13 protein-coding genes are annotated in these 11,785 nt (G+C 45.0%); 6 read left to right on the top strand and 7 right to left on the bottom strand.

Features of this window, described 5'->3' with window-relative positions; translation table 11 throughout:
• The first annotated feature begins 24 nt into the window (after nucleotides 1-24).
• The 3 genes from H6F77_RS24365 to H6F77_RS24375 all read left to right on the top strand — a co-directional run bounded on the left by H6F77_RS24365 (nucleotide 25) and on the right by H6F77_RS24375 (nucleotide 4,178).
• Complete coding sequence (locus H6F77_RS24365; RefSeq protein ID WP_190491491.1) at nucleotides 25-1,311, top strand: ATP-binding protein; 1,287 nt, start codon at nucleotides 25-27, stop codon at nucleotides 1,309-1,311.
• Nucleotides 1,312-1,430: 119 nt separating this feature from the next.
• Complete coding sequence (locus H6F77_RS24370; protein WP_190491492.1) at nucleotides 1,431-3,494, top strand: prolyl oligopeptidase family serine peptidase; 2,064 nt, start codon at nucleotides 1,431-1,433, stop codon at nucleotides 3,492-3,494.
• A gap of 243 nt (nucleotides 3,495-3,737) precedes the next feature.
• Complete coding sequence (locus tag H6F77_RS24375; RefSeq protein ID WP_190491493.1) at nucleotides 3,738-4,178, top strand: NUDIX hydrolase; 441 nt, start codon at nucleotides 3,738-3,740, stop codon at nucleotides 4,176-4,178.
• Nucleotides 4,179-4,335: 157 nt separating this feature from the next.
• Here the strand turns inward: H6F77_RS24375 and H6F77_RS24380 are convergent, their stop codons facing one another.
• Complete coding sequence (locus H6F77_RS24380; protein WP_190491494.1) at nucleotides 4,336-4,932, bottom strand: PEP-CTERM sorting domain-containing protein; 597 nt, start codon at nucleotides 4,930-4,932, stop codon at nucleotides 4,336-4,338.
• Nucleotides 4,933-5,285: 353 nt separating this feature from the next.
• Nucleotides 5,286-5,768 (bottom strand): hypothetical protein, encoded by a 483-nt coding sequence (locus H6F77_RS24385; protein ID WP_190491495.1) that lies wholly within the window; start codon nucleotides 5,766-5,768, stop codon nucleotides 5,286-5,288.
• A gap of 315 nt (nucleotides 5,769-6,083) precedes the next feature.
• On the opposite strand from H6F77_RS24385, the gene H6F77_RS24390 reads away from it, so the two are divergent.
• Complete coding sequence (locus H6F77_RS24390) at nucleotides 6,084-6,464, top strand: FHA domain-containing protein (protein WP_199321523.1); 381 nt, start codon at nucleotides 6,084-6,086, stop codon at nucleotides 6,462-6,464.
• A gap of 2 nt (nucleotides 6,465-6,466) precedes the next feature.
• Here H6F77_RS24390 and H6F77_RS24395 read toward each other — a convergent pair whose 3' ends face one another.
• The 3 genes from H6F77_RS24395 to H6F77_RS24405 form a co-directional block, all read right to left on the bottom strand.
• Nucleotides 6,467-7,561: an NAD(P)/FAD-dependent oxidoreductase gene (locus H6F77_RS24395; protein WP_190491524.1), complete on the bottom strand. Its 1,095-nt coding sequence runs from the start codon at nucleotides 7,559-7,561 to the stop codon at nucleotides 6,467-6,469.
• A gap of 76 nt (nucleotides 7,562-7,637) precedes the next feature.
• Nucleotides 7,638-8,105 (bottom strand): photosystem II protein PsbQ, encoded by a 468-nt coding sequence (psbQ, locus tag H6F77_RS24400; protein ID WP_242022555.1) that lies wholly within the window; start codon nucleotides 8,103-8,105, stop codon nucleotides 7,638-7,640.
• Between the two features lie 136 nt (nucleotides 8,106-8,241).
• Nucleotides 8,242-9,090, bottom strand: coding sequence for an alpha/beta fold hydrolase (locus H6F77_RS24405; protein ID WP_190491496.1), 849 nt, complete (start codon nucleotides 9,088-9,090; stop codon nucleotides 8,242-8,244).
• A gap of 260 nt (nucleotides 9,091-9,350) precedes the next feature.
• Here H6F77_RS24405 and H6F77_RS24410 point away from each other — a divergent pair, with 260 nt between their 5' ends.
• Nucleotides 9,351-10,076: a DUF3891 family protein gene (locus H6F77_RS24410; RefSeq protein WP_190491497.1), complete on the top strand. Its 726-nt coding sequence runs from the start codon at nucleotides 9,351-9,353 to the stop codon at nucleotides 10,074-10,076.
• Nucleotides 10,077-10,309: 233 nt separating this feature from the next.
• Complete coding sequence (locus H6F77_RS24415) at nucleotides 10,310-10,741, top strand: Tery_1686 family protein (protein WP_190491498.1); 432 nt, start codon at nucleotides 10,310-10,312, stop codon at nucleotides 10,739-10,741.
• On the opposite strand, the gene H6F77_RS24420 is transcribed toward H6F77_RS24415, so the two are convergent.
• Both H6F77_RS24420 and H6F77_RS24425 read right to left on the bottom strand, forming a co-directional pair.
• Nucleotides 10,738-11,148 carry a thiol-disulfide oxidoreductase DCC family protein gene (locus H6F77_RS24420; RefSeq protein ID WP_190491499.1) on the bottom strand — a complete coding sequence of 137 codons (411 nt, stop codon included), beginning with the start codon at nucleotides 11,146-11,148 and terminating at the stop codon, nucleotides 10,738-10,740. The two genes, H6F77_RS24415 and H6F77_RS24420, sit on opposite strands and share 4 nt — an antisense overlap.
• Nucleotides 11,149-11,213: 65 nt before the next feature.
• Nucleotides 11,214-11,600: a hypothetical protein gene (locus H6F77_RS24425; protein WP_190491500.1), complete on the bottom strand. Its 387-nt coding sequence runs from the start codon at nucleotides 11,598-11,600 to the stop codon at nucleotides 11,214-11,216.
• Nucleotides 11,601-11,785 lie beyond the last annotated feature (185 nt).

The raw sequence follows: 11,785 nt of genomic DNA on the forward strand, positions 1-11,785 counted from the left end.
ATTTGCGGTTATCAAAGGATAAACTTGACAAAATATACCGCGATCGCTACTATGTCGCATCCTCAGCCGCCAGAAGCACCCAGCAGCCAATTTGACCCCGAACTCCTCGAACTAGAAGCCCTCTTCAACGCAGCAGCAGTGGCAAATGACGCTGTTGAAGATGAATTTACACAAATATTGACAGAATTTGAAAAACAGCTAGAGCCGCGAAGCGTTACGGAAAAACCAGCTAGAGTCGCCAACGCTGTTGAGGATGAATTTGGCGACTTGGAAAAACTGCTAGAGGAAGCAGACAAGCCGATAGCATCGGTAAATCGTGCATGCAGTTATCGACAACCAGTTGAACCGACACCGACAATGCGAGTGCCAATTAAGCCTCTCGACAACATAGGCAAATTGGTTGGAGAATTGGCGAACGAGGGCAACACCTTGAAACAGGATGGTCAACTACTGAAGCAATTCCTGGATAACTTGCTCGATCGCGTGCAGCAACTAAGTTATGTGACGGCGCAGGTGCAGGAACTGTCTGAGCGATCGCTACCAACTCCTCCCGAAAAAATTAACACCCCCATACCTTCCCTGTACCAGACGATGACCCAGCTTATGGCACAGGTGCAGGAGGCGGCGCTTGATATCAAGAACATCGCCGATAAAACCGATGCAAGGACTGAAAGCCTGCACAAAGTCGCCAACGGTCTGCAAGATAGTCTGAAGCAAGCGCGAATGGTGTCATTTTCCAAGACAAGCGATCGCCTGCAACGTGCCGTGCGCGAAATTTCCCTTCGGCATGGCAAGCAAGTGGAACTGCACGTTGCAGGCAAAGAAACGTTAATTGATAAATTGATTCTGGAACACCTCTACGACCCGCTAACCGCAATACTCGACAAAACTATTCACGCAATTGAAAAACCACAGGAGCGCATAGCGGCTGGAAAGTCGGTTGCAGGTCGGATCGATATACAAGCTTTTCATCAAGGCAACCAAGTTGTAATCTCCATCTCCGATGACGGACGCGGAATCGATCCACAACGTATAAAAGCCAGCGCTATCAGAGACGGACTGGTTAGCCCAGATGAGGCAAAAGTTATGTCCCCTAGCGATGCCTTTGAGTTTCTATTCTTCCCGGGTTTTAGTATAAAATCCCGTCTAAAGATGGATGAATTTTTTGGTACGTGTCGTACTTTAGAAGGGAGCTATATTCGCACTGCTTTGAGTGAAATTGGCGGTGTAATTAGCGTTAATTCTGCCGTTGGCAAAGGAACCACTACTACAATTCGCCTACCTTTAAACCCCTGGTGTGATGGGAATTAGTTAATTTAAAAAACACCCTTAACGAGCAAGCGTATTTTTAGGATAATACCACAGGCGATCGCGGCCTTTCCAACCAAATCTGGAGCTAAACTAGACAATGTTGCCTACAATATTGCACCATGTCAAAGCCTCTCCCGCCATACCCGGCCAGCCGCAAAGTTGACCAAATTGACGAGTATCATGGAACCAAAGTTCAGGATTCCTATCGTTGGTTAGAAGACCCCGACTCAGAGGAAACTAAAGCTTGGGTTGAAGCTCAAAATCAAGTAACATTTGCTTACCTAAACGAAATCCCAGAACGAGAAAAAATTAAGCAGCGCCTCACACAATTATGGGATTACGAAAAATACGGTATTCCTTTTAAAGAAGGCAACCGATATTTTTACTATAAAAATGATGGATTGCAAAATCAAAGCGTACTTTATACTTTAACGTCTCTTGATGCTGAACCAAGAGTGCTGCTGGACCCCAACAAGCTATCAGAAGATGGCACAGTTGCGCTTTCCGGTATAGCCATTAGTGACGATGGAAACTTAATGGCATATGGTTTATCAACTTCCGGTTCTGATTGGCAAGAGTGGAAAATCCGCGATGTTGAAACAGCAGAAGATCTCGCAGATCATCTGAAGTGGATTAAATTCTCTGGCGCATCTTGGACTAAGGACAATAAAGGTTTTTTCTACAGTCGCTATGACGAACCTAACGAAAAAACAAAATTAGAAGACGTTAATTATTTTCAGAAGCTATACTACCATCGCTTTGGTACGCCACAATCTGAAGATATCCTCATCTATCATCGACCCGATCAGAAAGAATGGGGATTTAGTGCTGGTGTTACAGAAGATGGCAAATATCTAATTATTTCCGTTTGGCTGGGAACTGACCCCAAAAACCTCGTTTTCTACAAAGATTTAACAGCTCCATCTGCCGAAGTAGTAGAACTAATTAGCGAGTTTGAAGCTAGCTATAGTTTTATAGATACTGATGGCTCAGTTTTCTGGTTTCAAACTGATTTAGATGCCCCACGCGGTCGTGTGATTGCTATTAATATTAGCAATCCATCTCGTGACAATTGGAAAGAAATTATTCCCCAAGCCGATGAAGTCCTGGAAAGTGTCGGTTTGCTGAACAATCAGTTTGTTGCTGATTATCTGAAAGATGCCCGCACTCAGATTAAAATATTTAACTTAGATGGCGCGTTTGTGCGGGAAATCGAATTACCTGGCATTGGTTCTGCTGGTGGATTTGGTGGTAAGCGTTACGATACGGAAACCTTTTACAGCTTCACAGGTTTTACTACACCAGCGACTATTTACCGCTATGACATGATAAGCGGCAAAAGTACAACTTACCGTCAGCCGAAGGTTGATTTCAACCCAGACGAGTATGAGACAAAGCAGATATTTTATACCAGCAAAGATGGCACGCAAGTGCCCATGTTTATTACCCATAAAAAGGGTCTGAACATGGATGGAAGTAACCCCACTTATCTATATGGATATGGCGGGTTTAATGTCTCGCTGACACCTAGTTTTTCTGTTAGTAATGTCGTGTGGATGGAGATGGGCGGCGTTTATGCTGTTCCCAATCTGCGCGGCGGCGGCGAATATGGTGAAGAGTGGCATCAAGCTGGAACTAAGGTTAATAAGCAAAATGTTTTTGATGATTTCATTGCGGCGGCTGAGTGGCTGATTGCTAACAAGTACACATCACCAGCAAAACTTGCTATCGGCGGGGGTAGTAATGGGGGATTGTTGGTGGGTGCTTGCATGACTCAACGCCCAGATTTATTTGCCGTTGCTGTGCCTGCTGTGGGGGTGCTGGATATGCTGCGCTTCCATAAGTTTACGATTGGCTGGGCGTGGTGTTCTGATTATGGTTCTCCTGAGAATCCGGATGAGTTTAAAGCGCTTTATGCTTATTCGCCGCTGCACAATCTTAAGCCTGGAACATCTTATCCAGCTACGATGATTACTACTGCTGACCATGATGACCGCGTGGTTCCTGCACATAGTTTCAAGTTTGCCGCAGCTTTGCAAGAGGCGCACGCGGGTGAGAATCCTGTTTTGATCAGAATTGATACTAAAGCGGGACACGGTGCTGGAAAGCCGACTGCTAAAATTATTGAAGAAATTGCGGATAAGTGGGCTTTTTTGGTGCGTAGCTTTAGCGAAAGTGCTTAGCTTATCGCCGTATAACGGCTAGAGTTAGCCTTATGTAAGGTGGGCAATGCCCACCCTACTTTTATAGTTTCCAGAATATATGAGGTTTAGTTTTTAAATTAATAAGGCATCGACGGTTAGATGAGCGATCGCTATTTATAATTTTTAAAAATTAAGTTTATTTATGCTAGGCTACGCCCGCTGCAATAGTTATTAAATTTAGGGGGCAATACGGTAAAAAAACTACTAAAAAGATTTCTGCGTATGGTTCCCAAACCAGCTATGTTCTTTAAACAATCCGCAGTAATTCCGTATCGAATCAAAGACGGAAAAATCCAATTATTGCTGATTACTTCTTCGGCAGGGAAACGCTGGGTTATTCCAAAAGGAACGATCGAGCCTTTTATGACTCCGCAAGACTCGGCAGCAAAGGAAGCGTGGGAAGAGGCGGGTATAGTAGGTATTGTTGCGCCTACCTTAATGGGCACTTACGAGTATCAAAAGTTGGGGAGAACTTGGGAAGTTCAGGTGTTCTTGATGCAGGTGGAAAAAGTCTTGGAAGATTGGCCGGAAGCCAAAATTAGACAGCGACAGTGGGTGAGCGTTAAACAAGCAGTCAAGCGCGTTGAAGAACCAGGACTCAAACAAATACTAATGAGTGTTCCCGATAACGTTATTAAACTTCTAGAAACGCCTAGCAAATAGCTGATGAGGGCATTTATGCTAGCCAAATGTTAGTGCGATCGCGCTTATAGGAATTTATCTTTTGCCAAGAGTTGGATTTAAGTGAATCTCCAACAACCACTCGGTTTTAAAGTTCCTTAAGCGCGAATTTATTGCTAAAAGCGGGTAAGCTAGGGACTTAGGATGCTATCTTTTTCGTCAACAACCCCGCAAATCCTAAGACTCCCAATCCTAAGAGCGAACTAGGTTCCGGAACGGGAGTGGCTGCCACAACCCGTTGATAATTTATGTTAGTACTCACTCCATAACTCCTCTCTTGAAGGGTGAATAACTCACTCCTATACTCCACTAAAGGGCCGCTGCTATTAGGATTGCGATAATTCTGAAAACTCGCGTAAATCTGACAATACCCCCGCGCCGCCTCCGCTGGCATTCCATAGCTAAGATACTCTGCAAAACACGTCGGATCTACACCGTTAACGTTCCCGCTTAATCCCACAAAATTACCATAGCTAAACAAAACTGCGGCACTATTGTATGGCTGAAAGTCAGATTCTGTAAATGTCACCCCCCGATAGTCAAAATTCAAATCTAACAAAGGAATATACTCGGTCTCCGCTCCCGTTACCGTCGCGTCATCAAAACTCAACCTGCTAGAACCGCCGAAAGTATAAGTCAGAGTGGCGGCGATCGCTCCTTGATTATCCAATGCTGTTAAGCTCAATGCTAAACCTGCGATCGCGAATGCTATTTTTGAAAAAATCTTTACAGCCATATTTATTCCTTTAGTTAACACATAAGTTATAAACAGTCTATTTAATCTGTTAATTAACTGCTAGTAGCTTTACTGAATCTTTGCACAAACTAGCGCATCAAACTTTGTAACTTTACTACTGCTATTTATAGGGATTAGGAGAAAAATATTTTTTTGCAATCTTATAAATTATGCGATATTTGCCTCTCCCCAAAGAAGTATTTATTGAATAAAGCTGGTGTAAAGTTGATAACATCATTACAATACAAGCCGCATACCCCAGGCTAAAGGGGAAGAGTTAACTTAGCTCTTAGCTCTGGAGAAGCTAAGAGCTAGGAAGAGCAAGCCTTCCAATGATTCAGACGCCAGCTTTGTTAAGCATTCCCTGATAGAAAAGCTAAATTTTTAGCAACGGGATCTTTAACTGTAACCCCCTGCTCTCTTGCCCAAAACTCACTTAAAAAGTGAATTTGTCTCAATCCAACTATCAAATTCAACCCAGGTACAAATATCCACCAAACTACCAGCGGCTCTTTCATCCCTGCGTCGCGGTAAAGTTGATTTACAGTTTTGTAGAGCTTGACCTGGACAATGTAAATCCACGCCACGCCCAGCAAAGAAAACCAACCAAACCACCCTGGAACATCAGGGTCAAATATACGCAGTGCTTGGGGAATGGCTACTCCTAAAACAAATGGTGCTAAACACAGCGTTCCCGACCACCCATAGCCGTTGTAGCGTCGTAATTCTTCCTGAATAATCCACTTGTACCAGCCATAGTAGAGCATTAACGTGGCTACAGATAAGAAAATTACTTGCCATAGGGGGCGGGGTTTGCCTAAAGGCTTAGCGGACATATTCTTGCATACAGTAATAAAGGTTGCTACTATTTTATTTACATTTCGTAATATTAAGAAAGCGATCGCAGCCCCAAGGTTGTACAAAAACTTGCGTGTTGCGCGTCGTATAGTTTCATCGGCTACAGTGTGTGTTGCGGATGTATGTTGGTATGTGTTAGTAGCACCGCCACCTTAATCGGAAGAAACCAGCCTTGGAGAATATGCAAAATATTGGGCTTTAAATAATACTGGGCAGAATGCGATCGCTTGGGGCACAATCATATAAAGATGAAGCTTTTAGGAAGGTTTTCCTAAAAAATTTCGTCACCAAAAATGGGTCTTTTCAGGAATCTACTAGAGGATACGGTGATTACTCTAACCTTGGTGCATCTACTACAGCCTAGCCCCGTTCAGAGTTGGACTTTTGATGACGAATCGGTTATTAAAGTCGGACGCTCTAACGATAACCATGTAATTCTCTATAGCGCCGTCGTTTCTCGACACCACTTAAAATTGCAGCGCTTTGGTATCAATTGGCGCATTATTAGTTTGGGTGGTAACGGGACATATTGGGACGGTAAACGCATCAGCGAAGCTACCGTTATAGATGGGATGATACTGCGTTTGGCGACCTCTGGCCCTCAAATCAAAATTCACACGGGGACGGCTGCTTTTCATAACGCGCCCACAGCCCGTTTCAAGAGTCGGTGCTGATGCTAGCCAAGACTTAGGGTAATCGCATCGCGAATAGTTATGGCAGTTGCTGGTGCAAGTAATACTCCGTTGCGATAGTGACCTGTAGCTAAGAGTACGTTGCTGTAACCGGGCAACTTGCCAATTATCGGTGCTGGGCGTCCTTCGGGGCGGGGACGCAAACCAGACCAAGTTTTAATAATATTGGCTTCGGCTAGACTAGGGCAGAATGCGATCGCATTCTGCCTAACTTTTTCTAGAAGTTCTGAAGAGGCGACAACATCACCTTCATTTGCAGAAAACTCAACCGTCGCCCCTACCCAATATTCGTTTGCGCCACAAGGTACGATGTGGACATCATCACCAGTAATCGCAGGCTGAAAATCGCGATTCCCTATTGGATGCGGTAGCTGTAGGTGTAAAGCTTGTCCCAAAACTGGCCTGATATCAACGTTTTGGTTTAAAGAGGCAGTAATTGGAGTTGAACCCAATCCAGCCGCTATGACAGCGCGATCGCACTCTAACTCTCCAGCAGTTGTATGAATTTGCTTCAAAACTCCTGAAGTTGTCGATTCATTTCCCAACACAGTGACGCCAAATTTAAAATTAACGCCATTAAGCTGGGCGGCTTCAACCAAAGCTAAAGTTAAAGCAACTGGTTCAACTTGTCTATCTTGCGGAGAATAGATAGCAGCGATAATGCGATCGCAACTTAAATGAGGACAGCGATCGCGTACTTTAGCAGCATCCCAAATTTCTAAATGCCAGCCTTGAGATTTACGAATTTCTACTAACTTTTCCCATTTAGACATATCCTCACCTTCAAAGCACAGCATAAGAATGCCCTGCCGATTGAAAGGAATTTTGCGATTGGTTAGCGCTTCTAATTCGGGAATTAGAGTTTCATAGCGCTGGATGCTAGTTTGTCGCAGTTGCCAAGCATTGCCCTTAATTTTGTGGCTGATCGCACCCATCATGACGCCCAGTGCTGCACCAGTCGCACCCTGCGCGGGCTGTTGTTTGTCAATAACTGTAATTTTCAGCCCTGGAATTAGACTAAGTTCGTATGCGATCGCAGCGCCAACAACCCCACACCCAATAATTACAACTCTGCTCATAATTGTTCGTTGTTCATGGTTCATTGCTCAACGGCTCATTTCTATGAACCATGAACTATGAACCATGAACCACTAGCTATGAAGAGGGAACCAACTGTAAGAAGGTATCAAAAGCCTTAATTGCCAATCGATAGTTACTCACAGCTTGCTGGTAGTTACCCTGTTTAGCAACTTGGTCAATTCTCACCAAAGCGCCATATAAATCTTTTGTTGCCTCACGCGCCGTCTTTTGATCTTCCGGGCTTAGAGTGCGAGCAACAGAGTTCATATCGTACCGCAGTTGTCCAAGTGGCCCGTGAATGTAAGTGCCCACATCTACCCAATTTTTCTTTTGGATAAAGGTTTGGAGCTTTTGCAGGCGATCGCGCTGCTCCTCAATTGCCGGAACGTAGCGCTGAATTTGCTCTATCTGCGCGGGTGTATAGGTCGCAGCCTTCGACGTAGCAGCAAGACTGCTAAAACTCACCATAAACGTCGCGCAAACTGCCAAAATCAAGGCCAAAATAGACCTGTAACGTGCCATAATCCTAATTTCTTCAACCATATAATGCTATTGCCCCTGTAATTTTAAAGAATAATGGGGCGAGTGAGAGAGTTACAGACAACAGAGTTATAAGTTCCTCACCTCAAATTATTAACGCTCCCCTATTGAGTGCTAAGTCTTCCCCATACCCTTTGCTCTAAACTACCGTGCGCCGCAGGAAGGGTACGAGCGCGTCGCTGATGTCTCCCGGAAAATGCTCTTGAGGATAATGCCCTGCATTTTCGAGTTGGACAATTTCTGCATTTTTGGCAGAATTAGCCAAACTTTGGGCTTGAGCGAACGGTAGCCAGGGGTCTTTCATGCCCCAAACAATTAAGGTAGGGTGCGTCCACTGTCCCCAGCTTGCTTCCATTTCTGCCATTGACTGCTTTAGCTGGAGATTTTGCACCGTTGCTAGAAGGCTGCGCCCCGCATCGGAACTCTTGAGGAACGGACGGCGATAAATATCCAAATCCTTATCTTCTATGCGATAACCGCTTCCACCCTCTAGGGTGCGGTCAACTAAGAGGGGGTCTTGCGTCATCATATCCCCCACCAAAGGTATTCCTAGCTGCTTGATCTTCCAGGGTAATTTGGCCGTAGATGACACTGGTGCATTGAGGATTGCCAAGCGCTCGATTTGTTCTGGGTGACGTAGAGCGTACTGGATGCCGACAGACCCCACAAATCCCTGAGCTACTAGGGAAAATCGCTCTATTTCCAGAGCTTTGATGAATCCTGCAAAGGCGTTAATAAACGCATCTGGCGTATAGGCAAAGTCTCGCTTGTCTGGTTTTGCCGAGAAGCCGCTACCAATCCAATCTGGAGCGATCGCTCTAAATCCTTTTTCGGCTAACTCTGGCAATACCCCGCCCCAACTGTAACTCTGCGCTGGCAAACCGTGAAGCAGCAGCACTGGCGGCTTATCATTGCTTTTAATTGGAGTCGCTTCCCGATAAAACCATTCCAGCGAACCAACTTTAATTAATTCCTCTTTCGTTGCCACAAACGTTCCTACTCTGCTCCCAGTTGTTTGAGCTTACCGTCCAACGGTCGCTCTGAGCAAGCTTTAGCTTCATTGGTTGACATCCACCCAAGATGCCCAAACGCCTCTCCCAAGTAAGAGAAACAAACAAGAATTACTTCTCCCCTTCTCCCTTAACGGCAGATGCGATTTGCCGTAAGGGTGGTTACTATTCGTAATTGAACGAGTGCGATCGCGACAATCCGCGATGCTTACATTAGGTACATGAGGAGTAACATTCTGTGATTGCTAATCAACACGAGAAGGGGTGGGAAATAATTTATCATCGCGCCCACGCCTTGCTAGCTGCTCAATTGGGAGGACATTGGAAAAAAGAAAATTCTCCCCCTCGCTTATACGAGACCATAGCAGCAATTTCCCATCACGACGATTTAGAGCGCGAATGGGAAGGAAATCACCTCACAGAAGTTGGCACGCCTTTAGACTTTACTCTCGTAAAGACAACTGATACCAAACAGTTTCGGGAACTGACTAAGAATGCCCGCTACCGGGGACGCTGGGTAGCAATGCTAATTTCCATGCACATGAGCTTTTTAACTGAAGGTCTGCGAGGGCAATCAGCCGACATCGATAGCTTTTTGGACGAACAACTCGAACATCAAAAGCAATGGCGGAAGGAGTTGAAGATTAGCAAAAAGGATGCTGAGGATGCATATGCCTTTATGCAATTTTGCGATCGCCTCTCGCTTATCCTCTGCAACGGCGAAATACCAGAAGACGAACGTGCATTAGAGATTTGCAAAGGGCCGGGCGGCAAGCGATACGATGTGAAGCAGCGCAGCGATGGCAATCTCACGGTCGAACCCTGGCCTTTCGACAACGAACCGTTTATTGTCAACGTTGAAGCCTGCTATCTCCACCAAGTCACGTTTAAAGATAACGCCGAACTCACAGAAGCGCTTCAAACTGCACCAATCAAAATATTGGATTGGACATTTGTTAAATAACAAACAATTCCATTTTGTTGCATAACACCGCCTCCCCTGCGCCAAACACTCTAAATCCGAGTTTCTCAAACATACTTCTTTGATGACCGATACTCTGCTCTCTGACCCAAGAAAGATGCATTATTGTTGCAAAATGTGCAGCATACTTATCAGATCGTCACCCAAAATGAGTGAAAGCTCTCAAGTCTGGGGAAGCAAAATCAATCGCCATCGCTAATTAGAGGAGTATTTGAGTGAACGCAGCGGAACAGGCAACGGACATCGAATTCACCAGTAAAATTGCTGCCATCGTCAATTTGTTCAAGTCTGAGTTTCCTGATGCTAAGGCTGATTTAAAACCTTGGGCAAATGACCCTCATACCAAAAAATTAGTCGATCCCGATTCAATCGATATCGGGTTTCATTTACCAGGCTGGAGCAGACGTTTCCAAAGCCGCAGCATACTGGTGCAAATTCGGTTTTACCAAGATCCGCTTAACGGTTCGCGTCGGGCAATTGGCGTAGAGGCGGCTGGATTCGACCATCGCGGTAAAGCGTGGCGACTTTCAACAGTAGAAAACTGGCGTTTTGTAGGAGAATCTCAGCCAGTACCGGAGGTGGGAGAAAAGCTGAGACACTATTGCAGACAGATATTTGAGTTATTTAATAACTCTCAAGCTGCCTAAGAATTTTTAGCTATCCTGCAACCAATTGGGTAGGCAGATTGATATGTTGTATCGCGCTTGCCAAAGATGGTGTAGCGATTATCGCGGATTTGTTCGTAGAAGCGATCGCCCGCCCATTTTACTCCTGGTATGGCGCGGTAAGCTGCAACAAATGCATCAGCTACTGGCAACAAACGCGCAATTTCTTCAGCAGCATCGCTACCTTGCCAGCGTTGTTCCGGGGTATCGGCGTTTATCAAAATCATCCCCATTTCGCAGTCTTGGGATGTTATCCCAAATCGGTTCAAAGTGTCTTCGTCCTGCATTGGGGTGTATTCAAACAGTTGCCCTTTGTCTAAGTTTTCCAGAGCTTGGACTAGGGTAACGCAGAGATTGCAGTTGCCGTCGTAGATAACGTTGTAAGTCATAAAAAAGGGAAATAGCAGATCTACTACTATTTTCTCCTAATAAATGCTGGTTTTTCCAAATTTACTCAATCAACAAATTGCCATAGCACATAGGGACGCAACCCAATTATTTTATGTTCGATTATTCCAGCCCCAAAACCTTCAGGGGTGTTGGTGAGATCGACAGAAAAATAAACTTTGCCATTCTGGAATCGAAACCTGTAACTAGCATCTAAGGTGTTAGGGCGTTTCGGGGAATTAGCCATCCCGACACATGAAGAATAAGTTTTTTGCAGCGGTGCTTGGTATTCGACAAACCTATTACGCGATGAGGCTAATTTTGCAGAACCACTAGCGATCGCTAAAGTATCAGCAATGACGATTGTTTCAGATTGTGCGGCGATATTTCTATAGCCAAGAGAGATAGTCCAAAAACCAACTGTCTTAGGGCAGGTTCCCCCTTTACGTTGCACGGCAAAAACCTTATTAGGCTGCGGGTTTGATTGGACTTCTGTTATTGATTGCGCTTGAACAGGGGTTGTTGCTTCAGGGGGTGACAAGCACCCCCAAACCATTACGCCCAAAGGATTTTGCGGTTCATGCCCCAGCTCAAAAATCTGAGCTTATTGATAACATACTTTGAGCAGAGAAAAGAGTA

Origin of the sequence: Microcoleus sp. FACHB-831 (assembly GCF_014695585.1) — a bacterium.
In the GTDB taxonomy this organism is placed as follows: domain Bacteria; phylum Cyanobacteriota; class Cyanobacteriia; order Cyanobacteriales; family FACHB-T130; genus FACHB-831.

Bases quoted from the DNA above. Each gene is read 5' to 3' on its own strand.
- psbQ (WP_242022555.1), bottom strand. From the start codon at position 8,105: ATGGTTGAAGAAATTAGGATTATGGCACGTTACAGGTCTATTTTGGCC.
- H6F77_RS24395 (WP_190491524.1), bottom strand. From the start codon at position 7,561: ATGAGCAGAGTTGTAATTATTGGGTGTGGGGTTGTTGGCGCTGCGATC.
- H6F77_RS24420 (WP_190491499.1), bottom strand. From the start codon at position 11,148: ATGACTTACAACGTTATCTACGACGGCAACTGCAATCTCTGCGTTACC.
- H6F77_RS24380 (WP_190491494.1), bottom strand. From the start codon at position 4,932: ATGGCTGTAAAGATTTTTTCAAAAATAGCATTCGCGATCGCAGGTTTA.
- H6F77_RS24390 (WP_199321523.1), top strand. From the start codon at position 6,084: ATGGGTCTTTTCAGGAATCTACTAGAGGATACGGTGATTACTCTAACC.
- H6F77_RS24385 (WP_190491495.1), bottom strand. From the start codon at position 5,768: ATGTCCGCTAAGCCTTTAGGCAAACCCCGCCCCCTATGGCAAGTAATT.
- H6F77_RS24370 (WP_190491492.1), top strand. From the start codon at position 1,431: ATGTCAAAGCCTCTCCCGCCATACCCGGCCAGCCGCAAAGTTGACCAA.
- H6F77_RS24375 (WP_190491493.1), top strand. From the start codon at position 3,738: ATGGTTCCCAAACCAGCTATGTTCTTTAAACAATCCGCAGTAATTCCG.